Genomic DNA, 18,165 nt, shown 5'->3' with positions numbered 1-18,165 from the left:
CTATAGCCTTGCCCATTGTCACTGTATTCGCAGTAATTTTGGCTAAACCTACGGTTTGGGTGTGATTAAAGTTTTGTTACAGTTCTCAACTATAAAATCCCTTGACTTTCGCATGACTCTTTGAAGCATACTTGAACTTGAGTGCAGACAAAAAGCCCCAGCCAAGATCGGGAATCTAAAAGAATCAGTAAGTAAGATCACAATGTGCTTGCGATCTTAGTTGTGATCTGAGTAGATAACTATACTGAGCAAATCTGCTACCATCATAACTACTCCTTTTAAAAATATGTAATTTTATGAAATCTTTTATTGTAAGAGGCGCTGCCGTTGTGGGTGTGATTGCGACATCGGTATTGGATACATTGAAAGAAGAAGAGGAAAAAAAGCGTTTATTAGACAGTGGTATTCTGGAAGTGGATGAAATGACGGGAAAAGAGTTTGAGAAATTTCTAGAGGTTCATTTTATAAACTGTGGTTATACTGTTACTTTAACTCAAGATAGTCAAGATTATGGGGCGGATTTAATTTTATACAAAGATGGCTCCAAAACCGTGGTTCAAGCGAAAAGGAGCAAAAATCCAGTTGGTATTAAAGCAGTTCAAGAAGTCGCAGGAGCAGTCAGACATTACAAAGGCAATAAAAGCCTAGTAATCACCAACAACAGATTTACAGAAAATGCTTGCAAACTTGCTAAATCTAACGAGGTCGAGTTATGGGATAGAAAAAAACTCATCGAATTCATCCTGACAGCTAAAAATTGTAAATAACTTATTTATCAAAGTAAGTTATATATAAAAGATGCACTGCTTTCCCGGTATATTTAATCTCACTGATCCATCATGCTACAAATTTCTAACACTGTGTTCATAGACGATCGCGAAATCGAGATTAGTGCGATTCGCTCTCAAGGCGCGGGGGGGCAAAATGTCAATAAGGTGGCAAGTGCGATTCACTTGCGCTTTGATATCCCAGCTTCCTCATTGCCCGATCGCTACAAGGAGCGTTTGTTGCAAATCAACGACCAGCGCATCACCTCCGAAGGTGTGATTGTCATCAAAGCCCAGGAACACCGCAGCCAGGAACAAAACCGGGAGGAGGCTTTGAGACGGCTGCAAGAACTGATTAAAAGTGCGATCGTCATACCGAAACCGCGCAAACCCAGCAAAGCGACTCGTAGTTCCCAGCGCAAGCGTCTCGACAGCAAAACCAAGCGAGGGCAAATTAAAGCTCTGAGAGCGAAAATTACCGATTGAGGGATGAAAGGTCGATCGGGCTTTTTGACTTTTTAGTTGTCAGTCGGGATTTGGTGGGCCTAAGTCGTCAGGTAAATCGTTAAGCGTTTTTCCCAAAGCTTTGCAAAGAGCTTTCATTTGAGCAATGGTCAGTTCGGGTTCGTCTAGTCCTCGTTCCCATTTGCTAATGGCTTGCTGACTTAAGGTTTTTGTGCGGGTTTTGTCGGGAATTTGCTTTGCTAAAGCGGATTGCGATAAACCAGCAGCTTCCCGCAAGATTTGCAGTGCTGGTATATCTTTGGACTCTTGAGTTTGTTTCTTTCTGGGCATATCATAGCAAATTCACAACCAAAGTTGTTGACAATTTAATGGAATACAACTAAGGTTGTTTAAGATAGAGACAACAGAAAGGCGGCTCCTTTAGCCGGACGGTGGAAACGCTTTGGTTTAGCGAGCTGCCTTATTTGTAGTTTCTACCCATTATGCCTGCATACCCTTAGTATTTTCCGGGCTTGGGTGCATGACTCAAGCCCCTTTCCCTAGACTTTTCCGAACCCCTGCGGGTTAGTTATCGTTCGATGAGGGCTCACGACTTGGTAAGTCATCGGGAATTTTAGTTACGTCTAATCCTAAAAGCTCAAACATAGTTTTTAGAGAAACCTGGTACAGGTTAGCCATAGCAAGTATGTTTTCAGCATTAGGTAGAGCCTTGCCTAATTCCCAGTCAGCTTGTCTTCGCTCGGAAATTCCGATTTTTTCTTTGACTTGAGGGCGTGTTAGTCCAGCTTGTTCTCTGAGTAGTCTCAATGGAGACTTCTCCTTTTCTTGTAAATCTTCTTCTATCATAGGACGAAAAATTCATGATGTAAACGTCTTGACAAAGACTTGAATAAGACGTAAACTTCATGTTGGTAGGCAAAACAAAGGCCGCTCAACGAGCCTCCAAGGTCAAAATGCAGGTTTGAAGAACCGCCTTATTTGTTGTGTCTATCAATTGTGCTTGCATACCCAAGCGTATTTTCGGGGGTTGGGCGCATACCTCAAGCCCCTTTTTTCTCAACGCCGAGGAGGTGATGCCATGTAAAAGGTCGATCGACCTCACAGGACAGCCCAACTCAAAATTGTATCAGCAGTAATAATTTTTTAACTGTTGGTTTAATTTAATTGCTAATTCGGCCCAAAGCTCTCTGGAAGTTCATCGATTTTTTCTATTTTTAGTTCTCGGCAAATAGCTTTCAACTGAAAGAGAGAAAATTTTGGTTCTGTGGCTCCAGATATCCATCTATGATACGTGGCCCGGGGAATCCCGCATCTAAAAGCAAACTCATCTTGTGATAAGTCTGTTTTGTTGATTCTTAGGGCTTCCAATGGTGAATTGCCCTCCTGTCTTCGTTCTTTTCTTGATGACATTGTAACATAAATCTCAAATTGAGATGTCATACTTGACAAATTTAAATCGACATCTCATAATGAGATACAAGTGACAGAACAAAAGCTGGCCGGTCAGGGCGAACAGCCAAAACCTACAGTTTTGAATAACCGCCTTGAGGTGATGCCATGTAAAAGGTCGATCGACCTCACAGTACAACCCGACTCAAAATTATATCAAAGATCCAGACCAAAACTTCAATTTTGCGATCGCACAACTTCCGTGCTATCGTGCCCTTTCTCGAACCATTCCAGATCATGTCCACATCAATTGACAACTTCTACCTAGGCGATGTCGCCTCCAACTTTCACTTTGCAGGCCCGCTGCTAGACTTTGAAGAAGAAATCCAGAATCAATCTCCCTTTCACGATTTAGACTACCTGACAGGCGAAATTAAAAGGGGATTCCTAGACTACGTGCGTCAAGGAATCATGCTGGACGCCATCCGAAAGCTGCGATTGTACAAAGACAAGTTCAAAACTTTTAAAAGTTACTGCGAACAAGCATTAGGTCGGCAGTATTTTTACTGCACACAAATCATCAAATCTGCGAGCATTTGCCTGCGCTTAATTAAAGCAGGATTTGAGATTTTGCCTAGCTGCGTTGCTCAAGTTGTCCCTTTGTTCAAACACGCAATTACCGACCAATATGGCGACTGTCGTTTACAGGAAAAGTGGCAAGAAGTTGTTGATGTCATACCAAAAGAAAGGATTACCGCAGTAACTATTGCCGAAACAGTTGACAACAATCCCAACCTCCGGCTCAAACAAATTCGCATTAAAACCGACACCTACGCCCTTTTAACGAAAAAAGCAGCCGCAGCCGGACTGTCAATTTCGGAATTTTTGGCAAGGTTGGTTGGCGAATACAATCCCAGAAATTCAGACCAGCCAGCGGAACATACTCCCGAACAAGAGGAGATTTTAGACCAATTAGACGCGGAGTTTAAGAAGCCGACCACGGAACCGACTTCAACTTCTGCCCCAGGAAAAGTTAAGTCTAAAGGTTTTGGAGTCAAAGTTGAGCCTAAAGGTGGTAAAACGGAAGTGAAGGCGAAAACTTCGGAAAGGGAAGTTAAGGCGAAAACTTCGGAAGGTGAAGTTAAGTTCAAAAATCGGCAAACTGAAATCAAAGCCGAGAAACAGTCGAATTCATTTAATGAGAAAAATCATGAAGTCATCTGCCCAAAATCCTATCATGCGTCAACTGAAATTAATGGAGGCTCAACTGAACGAAATTCAGTGCCACCTTATTAAAGCCAGTGTGTTGAATTGGTGGCAAATAGTTTTGCCTGACGGTCAGAAAATTGCGATCGAGCACGCGGGCGGCGGACACTGGATTTTTCGGGCTAACGGGCTTGAGAAATTTCATCCAGAAGTGCGGCTAGCGGTGTTAAGGGCGATCGCCCAAGGCTGTCGCCGGTAAGTTATCAGGGGGTTTTTCCCTTTGGCGTCTCAAGTAGTCCTGCGGGTGAGGACACGGCTGTGATGCCGTGTCCCGGAAGGGGCTGGTGGGCGGACACTACTACCACGTCTTCTGAAATAGTCAAACCAAAAGCTTTATGCACTTTTTCTAAAGTAAAATCACTGTAAGCCCTTTGATTTTTTCCCTTATTTTACAGAATGGCTGACCTTGACTTATTCTGTCACCGTTCGTGTGGAACTGAGCCGAAGATCAGCGCAAAACAGAACTCTTAGTGAGATCGAAAACCTAAAACCCTTGATTTATAAATGATGGAAATTCATGGACACAACTGGACTCGAACCAGTGACCCCTACGATGTCAACGTAGTGCTCTAACCAACTGAGCTATGCGTCCTCACGAATTCCTAATGTAGCAGAACATTCGATCGCCTGTCAAGCATAAATAGGAAATTTTTTAAGCAGGCACTCTTGACATCGCCCCTAATGCCCAATCCCCCGCCAAATCTTCACAGTTCGATCGCCCGCACCGCTAGCCAAACTCCCCCCATCAGCACTAAACGCCACCGACAAAACCTCCCCCCCGTGGCCCGTCAGAATTTCCAGCAAACCCCCCGTACCCGCATCCCACAAATAAATCGTGCCATCCCGACTCCCCGTCGCCAAAACCCGACCATCGGGACTCAACGCCACACACAAAACATCCCCAGAATTGTCCCTCATACTCCGCAACAGCGTCCCTCGCCCCTGTGCATCCACCCGCCACAGCTTCGCCGTACCATCCCGACTCCCCGTCGCCAAAACAGATCCCCCCCCAGCCCCCCCTTGAGAAGGGGGAGAGATAGAAGAAATCGCAGCAAAAACGATCGCCCGCACCCAATCTCCGTGCTCTGCTAAAGTACAAATCGATCGACCATTTTGCCAATCCCACAACTGCACAGTCTTGTCCCGACTGCCGCTAGCCAAAAACTCCCCGCCAGAACTAAAAGCCACCGCCTCCACCCCGCCAGCGTGACCAGTCAAAGCCGACATCCGCCTTCCCTTATTCAAATTCCACAACTGCACAGTTTTGTCCCGACTGCCGCTAGCCAAAACCTGACCATCCCGACTAAACGCCACAGCAGAAACCCTGTCAGAATGACCAGCCAAAGCGTACCACCACTTACCCTTATTCAAATCCCAAATATGAATCATTTTGTCCCGGCCGCCACTAGCCAAAGTCGCGCCATCAGGACTAAACGCCACACAAGTCACCCAGTCAGAATGACCCGTGAGAGTGTACCACCGCCTACCAGTCTCCAACTTCCACATCTCAATCGTCTTGTCCTCACTGCCGCTAGCTAAAGTCGCGCCATCAGGACTGAAAGCTACCGAGGTGACAGCATTAGAATGCCCTACCAGAGTATGAACACACCTCCAAGTAGGCGCGCGTGCCGGTACAACCCGCTGCATCGGCGGCACAGGTAAAATAGTGCCTGCAACCGTTGGCGGCACTGCATTCTGCACCACAGGCGTCCTCTGCGGCACGGGAATTTTAGGCGCTGGTAGGGGCGGTGCCCCCGTGCCCGCCCCCGTGCCCGCCCCCGCCGACTGCTGCGGCTGCAAATCTTTCAATACCTCAGCTACAGATTTGTAGCGGCGACTGAGACTTGGTTCGATCATTTTGTCGAGGATGCGACTTAATTTCGGATCAATTTGAACCTTCAAAAAGTCTCGCCAAACCCAAGCATCTTGATTGATATCGAACAAATCAAAAGGAGATATTTGAGTCAGCAAATAAATGCAAGTTACTCCCAAACTATACAAATCACTGGCATAAACCGCTTGACCTCTAATTTGTTCCGGCGCCACGAATTCGGGAGAACCGATGACTGTACCGGTTTCTCTCAAACCCTCCACAAGTTTTGCAGCGCCAAAATCCACTAAAACTAATTCCCCGGTTAATGTTGGGTAAGTATAAATGGTGGGAGTTTGAGAAAGGCGGCGGCGGATAATATTGGGGGGTTTAATATCTCGGTGAATTACACTGCGATCGTGCACGAACTGCAATACTGGCAATAAATCCTTCAGCAGACTGAGAATCTTACTTTCGCTGAAAGGCCCACTCCGCGCCAACTCTTCCTGTAAATTCTGACCTTCTATAAATTCCTGTACCAAATACTGATAGCGTTCCTGCTGAAAGTGCGCCAACAATTCTGGAATTTGCGGGTGTTTCCCCAACTCGTCCAGCCGCACCGCTTCTCGGTTGAATAATTCTGCTGCTTTCTCGCTGCTGCTGGTACCTTGGGATAGCGGGAAAAACTGTTTAATTGCACAGCGCGGTTTTGAGGGTTTGTCTTGGTCTACTGCTAAAAAAGTGCGGCCGAAACCGCCGCGCCCAAGGGGTTTGATGGCGCGGTAACGCTCTCTGAGCAACAGTTTGGAGCCGCAATTCAGGCAGAATTGAGTACGATCGGCATTTTGCGGGTTTTGACAGGCGGGGTTTAGGCAATAACTCATAACTAAACCGAGAAGGAATCAGCAGCACATCTCTATGATACTGACGCCCAAGCGCGATCGACTCTCGCGTTACAATTAAAAACCAAAGGACTAAAGTCCTCAGAATTTAAGATGTGGCTTTCACTTTCAGAGCATACTCTTTAAACCTTTCCAAGTCAGCCTGAATTGTCGATTCAACCACGCGGCCCAGAAATAGGTTATCCATCAATTTTCCCAGCCAGCCGGGAATTCCGTAAGCCACTGTCAGCTTGACGATACTGCTGTCTTTGCGATCGTAAAATCTTACGGCACCTCGATTTGGTAAGCCGTCTACCGATTCCCACTGAATTATCTGATTCGGCACTAATTTGAGAATCCGAGAAAGCCAGCTAAATTCTAACCCGCCCGTTGCGAGTTTCCAGCGAGACAATTCTGGATCTTCTTCAAGAACATGAACAGATTCTATCCACTTCATCCAGCGCGGCATTTGCTCTAAATCTGACCAGAGTTGCCACGCTAATTCGATGGGAATTGCCACTTCTACTTGGACACTGTGTTCTAACCAATCAGTCATGGGATTTTAGATTTTAGATTTTAGATTTTAGATTGAAGAATTGTTTCTTTTTTTCTTGTTACCAGGCTCTGCCTGGTAACACAGATCCAGAGGCTCCGCCTCACTTTTCCTCTCGAATACTGGAGGCAGAGCCTCCTGATCGCCCTTCCCAGGCAGAGCCTGGGAACGAGAGAAAACGATAGAAGACTAAGGACTAATGACTGTAAGCTTCGAGAATTGCCTTAGCGGCTTGATGGCCTGAAAGTGTCGCTCCTTCCATACTATCAATGTAGTCTTGCTGAGTGTAACTTCCTGCTAGAAAGAAATTGGCGATCGGGGTTTTTTGAGCAGGGCGGAAAACATCCATTCCCGGTGCTTCGCGATACAAAGATTGAGCGAGCTTAACTACACTGTACCAAGTCATGTTTAATTCCCGCGCTGAGGGAAATAAATCCTGAACTTGCTTAAGTACGTGTTGGGCGATCGCCTCATTGCTTTGTTTAATAAACGGATCTCCCGGTGTCAGCACCAACTGGAGCAGCGAACCTTGTCCTTCTTTATAATAATCCTTGGGACTTGCCAGCGCTAGGTCTGCAAAACAGGAAAAGTCTGCATCTGCTGAATACAGCAAATTATCGATTCCTACAGCGTGGCTCAACTGTTTGCGCTTGGCTTCGTCTTCCAGTTCAGTTACCCAACCGTCGAACCGCAATTGTACTGTAGCAACTGGCACAGCATCTAACTTATAAATGTTGTCAAATTCTGACCATTTGCGCCAAGCTGGGGGCAATATTTTCTGAATTCCTGGCACGTCGCAGGCGAAAACGTAAGCGTCTGCGGTAATATTTTCTTCTGTTTCGCCGTTGGCTACTACCAAGCCTGTTACGCGGGTTTCTTCGCCTTCTTCAAACTGAATTTCTCGGACTCTGCGCCGCGTGTAAATTTTTGCTCCTTTCTTTTCCAAATATTCCACAATTGGTTTGTGCAAATATTCGTTGGGAGAACCAGCCAGCATCCGCATGACCGAGGCTTCGGTTTTCGATGCAAAGAATTGAAAGATTGTCAACATACACCGGGCAGAAATATTTTCCGTGTCGATAAAACCCAGTGCGTAGGCGATCGGATTCCACATTCTTTTGAGCGAGTTTTGGTTGCCACCTTGACTGCGGAACCAGTCAGCGAAGCTAACTTTATCCAAATCGCGGATAGTTTTCATCGCTCCTTCAAAGTCTATCAAACCTCGGACGATCGGGCTAGTTCCCAGGGCGATCGCATTTTGAATTTTGTCTTGTACGGATAGCTGGGATGTAGTAAAAAATGCCTTCAATCCGTGCAAAGGAGCACCCACGGGAAAGCGAAAATCCAAAGAACCAGTTTCGCCGCCTCGATTGATAAAAGTGTGGACGTGTTCTTTGAGGAGCAAATCGTCAAAAGCCCCCACTTTTTTCATCAGGGCAAATAAGTTATAATAGCAGCCGAAGAAGACGTGCAAACCCATTTCAACGTGATTGCCGTCTGGATCTACCCAACTGCCGACTTTGCCGCCGACAAAGGGGCGGGATTCAAAAATTTCTACTTCGTGGCCGGCTTCCACTAAATCGACTGCTGTGGTCATTCCAGCCAGTCCCGCACCTGCGATCGCAACCCGCATTTTACCTATCCTTTCCAGTATTTTTACAGATTGTAACAAATTTTAGAATTTCCGAAACATTCAAAGTTCATAAATGCCGATCGACACTTGTACAGCCCTCTGAATTCTGGCTAGGACATCGGCACTAATTTGACCATAAGGGCCTTGTTCTAGGAACGTCTGCCGCAAAGCAGAAACGTTTTCACATACAGCTAGAGAATCAGCTTGCAATCCTCCCTCACCTGCTGGAATCAAGACACGAGTTGGATTTTCTACTCCTGCAAGGTTACTTGTGAAAGGAACAACAATTACAGAATCAGTAAACTCGTTGCGGATAAGCTGTGGAGCATTTAAACCAGTAACGAGGCTAGTAGGGTGCGTCATTCGCGAACCCTTACGCTGAAACGGAAAACCTTAGATGCTGACGCACCTTACGCAAGTCCTTTAAATGCCGAACAGCTTATCGGGAGAAACCACAACTACAGGTCTTTTTTTGGTATCTCCTAACTGACGCAAAGCCCTTGAAAGATAAATCTCACCTTGGCGAGGATAAGTTTTTCCTGTTGAGTTAGAGTCCATCGCTGCTCCATGTTTCTTCTATCTGTTCCTCTACAAAATTAAACCACTCTTTTTCCTCCTCAATATCTTCTGGGCTGCGGTTTTGATAAAACTTCCGCAACTTACAGCAGATTCCACATTTATGAAGTACACCCGCCTATAGTTAGCTCGCCGTAGGGACACGGCACTGCCGTGTCCCTACACTTCACAAACCTGGAATCCGCTGTATCTTCTATTTGCTTAGCGTACCAGAGACGGAGAGCTTGTTCGATCGCCTCCGTCCAATCATCAGTAAGTTGGTCTATTTTATCAGCGAATTCAGCATCAAGGGCGACTAACACTTCTCGCTTTTGAGTAGAATTTGACATAATCATTTTCCTTGATAATTTAAAAACTATGGTGCGCTGGGGCGCACCTTACATATTACTTTTACCTCTTCCTTCTCACAACAGTCAACAGTCAACAGCCAACAGTCAACAGTCAACAGTCAACAGTCAACAGCCAACAGTCAACAGTCAACTAACTTCAAAACATCGGCATCAACTGAAGTGGCCCAATTCCCAAGTCTTTAGCAGACACCCAGCGCACCTCAAGCAAAGCGATCATATCCTTAAACTGAGGCTGACCGCGAGAAGCACCCATCAACCCTTTTGCAATAATCAAACCGCACCAACCGTTGGTTAATTTACAGCGGCGATCCCACTTCTTGCGAGCTTCCTGATGCACCGGATCGTCTTCATTAAACTCCCCAAATAAATACAACTCCCCATTTTTAGTTTGCAAAATACCCAAGTCGTATTGCTCATCCTGAAAAGGATTTTCGCCCGGATTAAAACCAATCCCCTTCACACCTCCAGCTTCTTTCAAATCCTGAATCATAGTTTTTGCCTTCGGATGAGAAGTTTGGATCATCACCACCGGCAAACCATCTCCGGCGGTATTAATATCAATTTCTGCAGCTTGGTGAAACTGGACACTTTCGCGCAGGAAATCTACCGTTTCCCAAGGTACGGCGCCGAGACTCAAAAATGAATTTTGCGGCACCAAATCGTCCCGCAGCAGTGGCTTGTCAAATTCATCATCATCGTCATCATCGTCATCATCGTCATCACCGAGCATCTCTAATAATTCGTCTGATACATCGGGCATCGTGGAAACTTTAACGGATACCTGTTGAATTTCTCCGTCAGGCTGCGGCACAGGGATGCGGTAGCGGCTGCTAAGAGTGGGAAAAGTGTCTGAGCCCAATTTCCGGCGGCCGTTGCGGAAAAAACGATGAAATGCTTCGAGAGCAACTAACATCGTGAGGGCTTCTTCTTCGTAAAGGATCGATCGCAATCCTTCTAAAGGATGTAGGTTGCCGAAATTTGGTTCAATTTCCGATGGAGGCAAATCGGCTAAATCAATTTCTTCGTCGTCGTCCTCATCAAGCTCTGCTGCACTTTCAAAGGTAACAAACAAACAGTCTTGCCCTAAAAAAGCCTGTTCTAAATCTTCAAAAGATTCATCGTTGACGACTCGTTCTCGAAACCGTTTCAAGGATTCTAGAGAACGGTAAAGTAAAACTCCGTAATCCATTCTGCCTTGCCCCAATACGGACACGTAGAGGCTGGCGACATCCCACTGATTGATTTCAATAGATATAATTTGGTGTTCGCTCAAAGTCCGCCACGGAGCATCTTGCCAAATTTGAGCAGCTTTTTCCATTAAAACTTCAGCATACTGAGGGGGCAACTCAGGAGGTCTGTTGATGGCGACCTCTTCCATGCCGCGAAATATTTCGTCAATTAGGGGCAATTCCGGCACGTAGTCAATGGAAATGCCTAAATCTTGAAGTACGCCCCGCAGATAAAATTGAATTTCTCGGTTTTTGACTACTATTTTTTGGGGGCGGACTGCGGGAGCCGGACTTTGGGGATGTTCCATTGCCCGTAGCAGGGCCCGGACGAGCGCCTCTGGGCCGGCATCTGGGCCTACCATGTCCATAGCCCTCACGACTCCTTCGGAGCCATCGACCCAGAGAATGCACTCGCCACCAGCTTCTAGAACGTCATCGTCATCTAGCATCATGTGTGAGTCAGCATTAGATAAGGGTCGGCGATCGCCCTCCCACACGCTGGGAATTTGAGGTAAGTTTTGTAGCCGACGAAGAGTAGTGCGATTCAGCGCTGCCATAGAGTAAGCCCGTTGGGTGAAGCATTGTTGCGGTGCCGGTAGCCGGTCAACCGCTGCTTATCAATCATAAACCCTATAGGGGGAGAGGACATCGAGCTGGGGAACGAGGCCCCACGGGAATTAAAAATTAGAAGCTAAAAATTCGGCCTTCAGCATCTAACCTTATGCCTTCTGGCGAATGCCTGTACAATGGAGGGATAAGATTACACTCTTAGCATTAGACAATCTCAGGAGTTCGGCAAATTGTCAGGAACCTCAGCCTAAAGGCATGAGGCTTGAAGGAGAAATCTAACAAGCCGTTCTGACGGGCCTAAGTCTTAACTGACTACGTTTTTCGAGTCACGACACCCGCTTGATGCGTAGCTAGTTCCTTGCTCTGTCGTTGAGAGTTAAACAGTTCTAAGGTAACAGGAACAGTGCTTTCAGCCGGCGCAAGCTCTTAAAACAAAGGCGCGTGCTAACTTTACTCCGAAAGGAGATTGAGGCAACCATACCTCGCCGGAGGGGCAACCATACCCCTCCACCCCACAAAAGTTTTAACTCAATGTAAAGCCGTCCTAAAAGGACGGGGTTTCTAACCCATATTTCTGATGACTCAAGCCATTTCTGAAAAGCGTGGAATTCAAATGACGGACTCTGCTGTCCGTCAAGTTTTAGCTCTGAGAGAGAAACAAGGTAAAGACCTCTGCTTGCGGGTAGGGGTGCGCCAGGGCGGATGCTCTGGAATGTCCTACGTGATGGATTTCGCAGATCCCAGCACTGTCAAATCCGACGATGAAGTGTTCGACTACGATGGTTTTCAGGTAGTTTGCGATCGCAAGAGCATTCTTTATCTCTACGGTTTGGTTCTCGACTTCAGCGATGCTATGATCGGGGGCGGTTTTCAGTTTACTAACCCCAACGCCACTCAAACTTGCGGCTGTGGCAGTTCATTTTCTACATAAATCGGAAAATAGGGCGTGGGGCAGAAAGTTGTTAACTGCCCCACGCCCTTTTCCATGCAACATCCCAAATCTAAAATCTAAAATCGAATGACCCCTGAAGAATTGTTTAAAGACGGTTTCGATCGCTACCAAGCTGGCGAAGCCCCGGCTAATCTGATCCCCGTGTTTAAAGAAGTGTGCGAGAAAGCTCCCAAAAATGGCAATGCTTGGGCTAGCCTCGCGTGGCTCTACCTGTTAGAAAATAAACCCGCACCGGCTCACAAGGCAGCGAAAACCGCCGTAAAATTGAACCCTCATGACCCCCAAGCTCGCATCAACCTAGCAGTAGCGATCCTCGATCTCAAAGAAAAAGGAGTGCGCCCCCACGTAGAAGTGGCTCAGCAATTAGTGATGGCTTCCGAAGAGTTGCTCGACGAAGTTAAAAAAAATTTTGAAGAAGGATTAACCAGAAAACCCGACTGGAAGAGTCTCGCCCGCGTTAAACAGTGGCTTCTGGAGCCGTAACGGCGCAAACAAGTCGATTTTGGGGCGGGGATCGAGGAAATCGGCTTGGCGGTTTATTACGATCTCGTAATAAATCAATAAATAACTTTATGGAAAACTCAGGAAGTCAGTGCTAGTATTTGAAGACTTAGACGATTGACAAACCCGCTCAGCGGTTTTCAGATTTTACTACGATAATACTAGGAGTTGTAAAAACATGAGCAATGACAGCCACGTTAACATCAAACCCGCAACCCGCAACCACAAAGGTTTCTTTATTCAGCCAGCTTCTTACAAGTTGATGAGCATCGATAAATCCGGCTGGGCGTTGATTTGTATGGACAAAGCAGTTTGTCACTATGTAGATCCGGATGATTTGCAATTGCCGAATAAATCAGGAATGTCTGAAGGTTAATTCTGAAGTTTTGAGAGACTTTAAGATGCTTTATTTGAGTAGCTGCCCTCCATTGAGGGCAGCATCTTTTTTTTGTCAGAAAAAAGTCCGGCAACGCGCAGTGAATCGGGATTTAAGGGATAGAAGGATAGAAGGAAAAATTACCGATTACAAATTACCGATTACAAATTCCCTAATTGTTGTTAGATTTCAAGGCAAAAAGCATCTCCAACTCAGCAGTTGTCGGTTGCGTAGAAGCTGTGGCTACGCTAACTCCTCGGAGAGAATTCAGCAATTCAGCGACGGGCGGCGAAACTAAATTGGGCTGTACTGCGAGCAAATATTGGTTAGCCCAAGACATTGTTTTTTCCATATCTATGTAAAAGTAACCTTGGTTGACTTGCGGTAAAGAAGTGGCGATCGCCTGAAAACTCGGACTGCTGCTTAACGGTTGCGGTGGCGTCGAAGTAATCACATCAACTAAAGGGCCGCCGAAAGCTACAAACACAGAATTTTCATTCAGCCAACCGTGCCCGAATAAAGTGCCTTGCTGGGGTATTTTCCATTCCGTAACTTCTTTGCCCTCAACGGTTCTGGGGGCGACACTGACTGTAGCATTGCTTTTGGCGATCGCATCGAGTTTTTTCAGAGTTGCTTCTGCAGCAGGGCGATCGCTCGTTTCAAAAATCATCGCCGCCCCCATCCCCAACTGAGACAAAATACCTCGATCCGAACCGATCGCCCCGATCGCAAATTCCCCATTCATCCAACCAAAAACATCTCGATCCGCATCCAAATCCAACCGCTTAAAACTACTCCTCACCTGCTGAACTCCCCTGTCAACTTCCGGGCTATCTTTAGCCTCGGCTGTCGCTTGCGACCAAATTTGATCGAGTCCCTTGCCGCCGACTAAAGCAATAGTTTCGCCGGGAAATCTGGGTAACAATTTCGATGGGACTTGTGGATTTGGCTGGACGAATTTAGGGTCTAACTGAGCGATAGTTTTTACCCTCAATCCCGCACTATCCGCCCCAATTCCCGCAACCAAAGACTTAACTTGTTTGAACTGCGAAAGCACTGTCCAAGGCAACTGGATATCTGCGGGCAAATTAGCTTTCAATTGCTCAATTGCAGCAGAATAGTCAGCAATATAAACAGTTGCGATCGGATTCTTGACACCAGCACTCTCTGCAAAAAACTTAGTTGTGCTCGGCTGCGTAGCGAGAGAGGGTTCTCCTTTAAAAGTATCGATCGCCAATTCCACAGGCTTTCTCAAAGGAGCCATCACTAATTGGTCGTTCAGCAAAGCCACACTGTAGCGCTTGCCAGTTGGCTCTGCAATCTCATAAATTTTAACTCCTTTATACTCGGTTTCTTGAGTAGTTGCACCGGGCTGAGATTTTAATTTATTCGCAAAATTCCAAGCGCTAATTTTATTTTTGACGCTGACTACAACCAGCAGTTTTGGAGGCTCTGTATTCGTCACAGCATCAGGGGGCAGGAAAGCGACCATGACCCCCCCTAACCAAGGTTTTAAGTCCCTGTCAAAGTCGATTTGAGTGCCTGCCAAGCTTTGTTCTTGAAAGGTCTTCAAACCCTGACCGACCAACTTTTGAGCCCCAGACGTGCCAAATCGCTGCAACTCTGCCAGGGCTTGGGGATTGGGGGAGATAAACGCGGCCATCATTGCTTCGTCGGGTACAACTTTGGCGCTGTCTTGAGGGTTGGATACTTTTTGGCTCAAACCCTGGAAGTAAAAGTAGACCGCAGCGCTACCTGCTGCGGCGATGGAGGCAGCAATTAGAAGCTTTGATTTTTTTGCAGGCATGGTTTGTGTTCCTCGCGTCCCATATCAGTTTAATCAAAATACAGAAAGCTTGTGGGGAGGCGATCGGGCCGGCTCTCTCGTTTTGTATAATCAAAGACAAGTTTGGACGATCGTCTAAACTGCTAGAACTGTGCATTATTGGTAAAAGGTCAGGAACCTTAGCCTAAAGGCATAAGGCTTGAAAGAGAAATCTAGAAAGCCATCCTGACGGGCCTAAGTCCTTCGCGGACTACGTTTTTTGAGTCACGACACCAGGCGGATGCGTAGCTAGTCCCCTGCTCTGTCGCTGAGAGTTAAACAATCTGGTATGTCACGCTCGATAGTGCTTTGGGCCTAACAAGCTCTTAAAACAAAGGCGCGTGCTAACTTTACTCCGAAAGGAGAACGGGACAACCATATCCCGACGGAGGGGCACCCATACCCCTCCACCCCGGAAGGGGATTCAAATTAATGTAAAGCCGTCCTAAAAGGACGGGGTTTCAAACCCAATTTTCCGATGAAAGTAGCGATCGCGGGAGCAACAGGATTTGTAGGTAGCCGGCTGGTGGAGAAGCTGCAAGCTGCGGGACATCAAGTGGTGGTTTTGAGCAGGGATGCGGCGAAGGCTAGCCGAGTTTTTCCGGCTTCAGCTTATCCGAATTTGGAAGTTGTCGCCTACACTCCAGCGGAGTCTGGTGATTGGCTGCATTCGATCGCGGGCTGCGACGCTGTTGTCAATTTAGCAGGGGTTCCGATTGCGGAGGAAAGGTGGACGGAGGCGCGCCAGCAAGCAATTCTGGACAGTCGCAGACTGACGACGGCAAAATTGGTCGAGGCGATCGTCAATGCTAATCCTAGACCATCTGTGTTTGTTAGCGCATCGGCGATCGGCTATTACGGAACCAGCGAAACCGCTGAGTTTGACGAAACGAGCCTCGCTGGAAATGATTTTTTAGCAACAGTTTGCAAAGACTGGGAAGCAGCCGCCCAACCTGCAAAAAATGCGGAAACGCGGTTAGCAATTTTGCGGCTGGGGATAGTTTTGGGAATGGGAGGCGCGTTAGCAAAAATGCTGCCACCTTTTAAACTATTTGCAGGCGGGCCGCTGGGCACTGGGAAACAGTGGTTTTCTTGGATTCATCGCGAGGATGTGGTTGATTTAATTTTGTACGCTTTGCAAAATTCGCAAGTTGAAGGCGTTTTGAATGCGACAGCACCGAATCCGGTGCGGATGAATGAATTGTGTCAAACTTTAGGGGAAGTTTTAAAGCGGCCTTCTTGGTTGCCGGTGCCAGGTTTTGCTTTAGAAATGCTGTTGGGAGACGGGGCTAAACTTGTTTTGGAAGGGCAGAAAGTGTTGCCGAAACAAACTTTAGCTAGCGGTTTTCAATATCAATATCCGACGCTGAAATTAGCACTCGAAGAGATTTTATCGGGAAGTTAGGAACCTACGGAATAGAACCCACCGAATAGAATTCGGGGCTAAACAAACAAAGTCCGAGCTGAGAGGGACTCAAACAAAATTCCTCGTTCCCAGGCTCTGCTGATTGGTGACAACTTAAGACTGAAACCCATAATAAATGTACCTTTTAGTCGAGTCTCGATCCCCCTAAATCCCCCTTAAGAAGGGGAGTAGGGGTTGACTTTGAGAAGAATCTTGTCCCCCCCTTATTAAGGGGGGTTAGGGGGGATCGAGACTTCGATACAAACAAGAGAGACCGTCGGTGTGAGCTTAATTTGTCACCAATCGGCAGAGCCTGGTAACGCATATCCAGAGGCTCTGCCTCGCTTTCCCCGAAAGCAGATGAACCATCAAGAAATAGCAACCGGGTTGACAATTCCCGCCGAACTCCCATTCCTTCAAGCTATCTGCTGGCAAATTGCTGATGTAAAAAAATTGAGTTTCAAGGAAATGCTATGCCGCTACGAATCGGGCTGGCATTATTGGGGAGTTTTGGGAACACCTAGCTTTGAGGAACTGGCTTTTATTCAACAAATCAGCCAACACTATCAGTCTTGGTTAATAGCGGAACAGGGAAGCAGTTGCCCGCCAAAACATCCAGAAAATTGGGTAAGTTCTCAAGCAATGTTTAAACGCGAAATTCATCAAAAGATATTAACTGTACTCAGCCACTTGAATGTCGAATTTCTACAGGAATGTCGGGCGTATTTTGGGGGCGGAACGTTGGTAAGTATGGAACACGGAGAATATCGGTTGAGTCAGGATATTGACTTTATGTGTCCGATGGATAATGGCTACCGTCTCCTGCGCCGAAAAGTTGCAGAAGGAGGCTATGATGCGATTTTTGCTAGTCGCGATTCCCTTGGGGATAGCTTCGCTTCACGCATTGTAATTCCGAACGATATTCAAGCCAACCAGTATGGCATAAGATTTCCTGTTATTGTTGACGGCACTACTATTAAATTCGAGATGGTTTGTGAAGGGCGAATTGAGTTTGGCGAACCCAATTATCCAAATTGGTCGCCTGTTCCTTGTTTGAATCAAATTGATAGTATAGCAGAAAAGTTGTTGGCAAATGCCGATCGACAGCCGAGCGATCGGGTAAATTCTAGAGATTTAATCGACTTGGCTATTCAAAGGTTAGCGACTCCGATTCCCCAAGAGGCGATCGACAAAGCGGAAGCAGCTTATCAAGTTATGGAACCGCTCGATCGAGCGATTCAGTATTTCCAAGATCGTCCCGATTATCGGGAAAAATGCTATGAGGTTTTGAGTATTGCAGAGCCAAATAAAGTTATTGACGGTATCGATTTACTAGCTCAGGATTTAGGCCGGGAAATAACAGTCAGGACATTTAGCGAGACCATTTCCTCATTCCCAAGTAAGCTAGAAGATTAGATGCTTAGATGCGAGATTTGGTATTGATCTCCTCGTTCTCCTCGTTAACAGGCTCTGCCTGGTAACGCATATCCAGAGGCTCTGCCTCGCTCTTTTCCCTTCTTTTTCCCCTGCCCTCGTTACCCCTCGTTAACAGGCTCTGCCTGGTAACGCATATCCAGAGGCTCTGCCTCGCTCTTTTCCCTTCTTTTTCCCCTGCCC

21 protein-coding genes and 1 tRNA gene are annotated in these 18,165 nt (G+C 46.7%); 9 read left to right on the top strand and 13 right to left on the bottom strand.

Features of this window, described 5'->3' with window-relative positions; translation table 11 throughout:
* Positions 1-296: 296 nt before the first annotated feature.
* The gene (locus tag QUB04_RS11235; protein WP_333284157.1) at positions 297-767 is read left to right on the top strand and encodes a restriction endonuclease; all 471 of its coding nucleotides are present in this window, start codon (positions 297-299) and stop codon (positions 765-767) included.
* Positions 768-839: 72 nt separating this feature from the next.
* Positions 840-1,253: an alternative ribosome rescue aminoacyl-tRNA hydrolase ArfB gene (arfB, locus tag QUB04_RS11230; protein ID WP_333284155.1), complete on the top strand. Its 414-nt coding sequence runs from the start codon at positions 840-842 to the stop codon at positions 1,251-1,253.
* A 39-nt stretch (positions 1,254-1,292) separates the two neighbouring features.
* On the opposite strand, the gene QUB04_RS11225 is transcribed toward arfB, so the two are convergent.
* The 3 genes from QUB04_RS11225 to QUB04_RS11215 all read right to left on the bottom strand — a co-directional run bounded on the left by QUB04_RS11225 (position 1,293) and on the right by QUB04_RS11215 (position 2,642).
* On the bottom strand, positions 1,293-1,562 hold the full coding sequence (locus QUB04_RS11225; protein ID WP_333284152.1) for a helix-turn-helix transcriptional regulator: 270 nt from the start codon (positions 1,560-1,562) through the stop codon (positions 1,293-1,295).
* A gap of 234 nt (positions 1,563-1,796) precedes the next feature.
* Positions 1,797-2,078, bottom strand: a complete 282-nt coding sequence (locus QUB04_RS11220) for a helix-turn-helix transcriptional regulator (protein WP_333237690.1) — start codon at positions 2,076-2,078, stop codon at positions 1,797-1,799.
* Between the two features lie 321 nt (positions 2,079-2,399).
* Complete coding sequence (locus tag QUB04_RS11215; RefSeq protein ID WP_293176868.1) at positions 2,400-2,642, bottom strand: helix-turn-helix domain-containing protein; 243 nt, start codon at positions 2,640-2,642, stop codon at positions 2,400-2,402.
* A gap of 276 nt (positions 2,643-2,918) precedes the next feature.
* On the opposite strand from QUB04_RS11215, the gene QUB04_RS11210 reads away from it, so the two are divergent.
* Both QUB04_RS11210 and QUB04_RS11205 read left to right on the top strand, forming a co-directional pair.
* Positions 2,919-3,917 (top strand): hypothetical protein, encoded by a 999-nt coding sequence (locus QUB04_RS11210; RefSeq protein ID WP_333284150.1) that lies wholly within the window; start codon positions 2,919-2,921, stop codon positions 3,915-3,917.
* 7 nt (positions 3,918-3,924) lie between these two features.
* The gene (locus QUB04_RS11205) at positions 3,925-4,086 is read left to right on the top strand and encodes a hypothetical protein (protein ID WP_333151443.1); all 162 of its coding nucleotides are present in this window, start codon (positions 3,925-3,927) and stop codon (positions 4,084-4,086) included.
* A 319-nt stretch (positions 4,087-4,405) separates the two neighbouring features.
* Here the strand turns inward: QUB04_RS11205 and QUB04_RS11200 are convergent.
* The 8 genes from QUB04_RS11200 to QUB04_RS11165 all read right to left on the bottom strand — a co-directional run bounded on the left by QUB04_RS11200 (position 4,406) and on the right by QUB04_RS11165 (position 11,476).
* Positions 4,406-4,479 (bottom strand) — tRNA-Val (locus tag QUB04_RS11200).
* An 86-nt stretch (positions 4,480-4,565) separates the two neighbouring features.
* Complete coding sequence (locus QUB04_RS11195) at positions 4,566-6,581, bottom strand: serine/threonine-protein kinase (protein ID WP_333284148.1); 2,016 nt, start codon at positions 6,579-6,581, stop codon at positions 4,566-4,568.
* Between the two features lie 106 nt (positions 6,582-6,687).
* On the bottom strand, positions 6,688-7,134 hold the full coding sequence (locus QUB04_RS11190) for an SRPBCC family protein (RefSeq protein WP_015175311.1): 447 nt from the start codon (positions 7,132-7,134) through the stop codon (positions 6,688-6,690).
* A gap of 193 nt (positions 7,135-7,327) precedes the next feature.
* Positions 7,328-8,764, bottom strand: a complete 1,437-nt coding sequence (zds, locus tag QUB04_RS11185) for a 9,9'-di-cis-zeta-carotene desaturase (protein WP_333284205.1) — start codon at positions 8,762-8,764, stop codon at positions 7,328-7,330.
* Positions 8,765-8,824: 60 nt separating this feature from the next.
* Positions 8,825-9,127, bottom strand: coding sequence for a type II toxin-antitoxin system PemK/MazF family toxin (locus QUB04_RS11180; RefSeq protein ID WP_333284146.1), 303 nt, complete (start codon positions 9,125-9,127; stop codon positions 8,825-8,827).
* A 60-nt stretch (positions 9,128-9,187) separates the two neighbouring features.
* On the bottom strand, positions 9,188-9,322 hold the full coding sequence (locus QUB04_RS11175) for a hypothetical protein (RefSeq protein ID WP_333284144.1): 135 nt from the start codon (positions 9,320-9,322) through the stop codon (positions 9,188-9,190).
* Between the two features lie 119 nt (positions 9,323-9,441).
* Complete coding sequence (locus tag QUB04_RS11170) at positions 9,442-9,669, bottom strand: hypothetical protein (protein ID WP_333284142.1); 228 nt, start codon at positions 9,667-9,669, stop codon at positions 9,442-9,444.
* A gap of 157 nt (positions 9,670-9,826) precedes the next feature.
* Positions 9,827-11,476 (bottom strand): DUF6930 domain-containing protein, encoded by a 1,650-nt coding sequence (locus tag QUB04_RS11165; protein ID WP_333284140.1) that lies wholly within the window; start codon positions 11,474-11,476, stop codon positions 9,827-9,829.
* A 590-nt stretch (positions 11,477-12,066) separates the two neighbouring features.
* Here QUB04_RS11165 and QUB04_RS11160 point away from each other — a divergent pair.
* The 3 genes from QUB04_RS11160 (at position 12,067) to QUB04_RS11150 (ending at position 13,318) form a co-directional block, all read left to right on the top strand.
* Positions 12,067-12,420, top strand: coding sequence for a HesB/IscA family protein (locus tag QUB04_RS11160; protein WP_006632680.1), 354 nt, complete (start codon positions 12,067-12,069; stop codon positions 12,418-12,420).
* Between the two features lie 87 nt (positions 12,421-12,507).
* Positions 12,508-12,924 (top strand): tetratricopeptide repeat protein, encoded by a 417-nt coding sequence (locus QUB04_RS11155; protein ID WP_333284138.1) that lies wholly within the window; start codon positions 12,508-12,510, stop codon positions 12,922-12,924.
* Positions 12,925-13,120: 196 nt separating this feature from the next.
* A complete protein-coding gene (locus QUB04_RS11150) occupies positions 13,121-13,318 on the top strand; it encodes a hypothetical protein (protein ID WP_172187588.1) in 198 nt (65 codons plus the stop codon).
* 172 nt (positions 13,319-13,490) lie between these two features.
* Here QUB04_RS11150 and QUB04_RS11145 read toward each other — a convergent pair whose 3' ends face one another.
* Positions 13,491-15,125 (bottom strand): DUF3352 domain-containing protein, encoded by a 1,635-nt coding sequence (locus tag QUB04_RS11145; protein WP_333284136.1) that lies wholly within the window; start codon positions 15,123-15,125, stop codon positions 13,491-13,493.
* Positions 15,126-15,621: 496 nt separating this feature from the next.
* Here QUB04_RS11145 and thyD point away from each other — a divergent pair, with 496 nt between their 5' ends.
* Together thyD and QUB04_RS11135 are read left to right on the top strand one after the other, a co-directional pair.
* Positions 15,622-16,548: a thylakoid membrane protein ThyD gene (gene thyD, locus QUB04_RS11140; RefSeq protein WP_333284134.1), complete on the top strand. Its 927-nt coding sequence runs from the start codon at positions 15,622-15,624 to the stop codon at positions 16,546-16,548.
* Positions 16,549-16,908: 360 nt separating this feature from the next.
* Positions 16,909-17,964: a nucleotidyl transferase AbiEii/AbiGii toxin family protein gene (locus QUB04_RS11135; protein WP_333284132.1), complete on the top strand. Its 1,056-nt coding sequence runs from the start codon at positions 16,909-16,911 to the stop codon at positions 17,962-17,964.
* Positions 17,965-17,968: 4 nt separating this feature from the next.
* Here the strand turns inward: QUB04_RS11135 and QUB04_RS11130 are convergent.
* On the bottom strand, positions 17,969-18,165 hold a 197-nt coding region (locus QUB04_RS11130; protein WP_333284130.1), incomplete at its 5' end, for a hypothetical protein.

This window comes from Microcoleus sp. D2_18a_B4, assembly GCF_036702475.1.
Lineage (GTDB): Bacteria > Cyanobacteriota > Cyanobacteriia > Cyanobacteriales > Microcoleaceae > Microcoleus.
Note: the sequence above shows the minus strand (reverse complement) of the source record. Positions and strands in the feature narration are given on the sequence as shown.

Coding starts and splice junctions, on each gene's coding strand:
- QUB04_RS11180 (WP_333284146.1), bottom strand. CDS start 9,127: ATGACGCACCCTACTAGCCTCGTTACTGGTTTAAATGCTCCACAGCTT.
- thyD (WP_333284134.1), top strand. CDS start 15,622: ATGAAAGTAGCGATCGCGGGAGCAACAGGATTTGTAGGTAGCCGGCTG.
- QUB04_RS11190 (WP_015175311.1), bottom strand. CDS start 7,134: ATGACTGATTGGTTAGAACACAGTGTCCAAGTAGAAGTGGCAATTCCC.
- QUB04_RS11215 (WP_293176868.1), bottom strand. CDS start 2,642: ATGTCATCAAGAAAAGAACGAAGACAGGAGGGCAATTCACCATTGGAA.
- QUB04_RS11135 (WP_333284132.1), top strand. CDS start 16,909: ATGAACCATCAAGAAATAGCAACCGGGTTGACAATTCCCGCCGAACTC.
- zds (WP_333284205.1), bottom strand. CDS start 8,764: ATGCGGGTTGCGATCGCAGGTGCGGGACTGGCTGGAATGACCACAGCA.
- QUB04_RS11175 (WP_333284144.1), bottom strand. CDS start 9,322: ATGGACTCTAACTCAACAGGAAAAACTTATCCTCGCCAAGGTGAGATT.
- QUB04_RS11220 (WP_333237690.1), bottom strand. CDS start 2,078: ATGATAGAAGAAGATTTACAAGAAAAGGAGAAGTCTCCATTGAGACTA.
- QUB04_RS11170 (WP_333284142.1), bottom strand. CDS start 9,669: ATGTCAAATTCTACTCAAAAGCGAGAAGTGTTAGTCGCCCTTGATGCT.
- QUB04_RS11165 (WP_333284140.1), bottom strand. CDS start 11,476: ATGGCAGCGCTGAATCGCACTACTCTTCGTCGGCTACAAAACTTACCT.
- QUB04_RS11145 (WP_333284136.1), bottom strand. CDS start 15,125: ATGCCTGCAAAAAAATCAAAGCTTCTAATTGCTGCCTCCATCGCCGCA.
- QUB04_RS11235 (WP_333284157.1), top strand. CDS start 297: ATGAAATCTTTTATTGTAAGAGGCGCTGCCGTTGTGGGTGTGATTGCG.
- arfB (WP_333284155.1), top strand. CDS start 840: ATGCTACAAATTTCTAACACTGTGTTCATAGACGATCGCGAAATCGAG.
- QUB04_RS11210 (WP_333284150.1), top strand. CDS start 2,919: ATGTCCACATCAATTGACAACTTCTACCTAGGCGATGTCGCCTCCAAC.
- QUB04_RS11150 (WP_172187588.1), top strand. CDS start 13,121: ATGAGCAATGACAGCCACGTTAACATCAAACCCGCAACCCGCAACCAC.
- QUB04_RS11225 (WP_333284152.1), bottom strand. CDS start 1,562: ATGCCCAGAAAGAAACAAACTCAAGAGTCCAAAGATATACCAGCACTG.
- QUB04_RS11160 (WP_006632680.1), top strand. CDS start 12,067: ATGACTCAAGCCATTTCTGAAAAGCGTGGAATTCAAATGACGGACTCT.
- QUB04_RS11155 (WP_333284138.1), top strand. CDS start 12,508: ATGACCCCTGAAGAATTGTTTAAAGACGGTTTCGATCGCTACCAAGCT.
- QUB04_RS11195 (WP_333284148.1), bottom strand. CDS start 6,581: ATGAGTTATTGCCTAAACCCCGCCTGTCAAAACCCGCAAAATGCCGAT.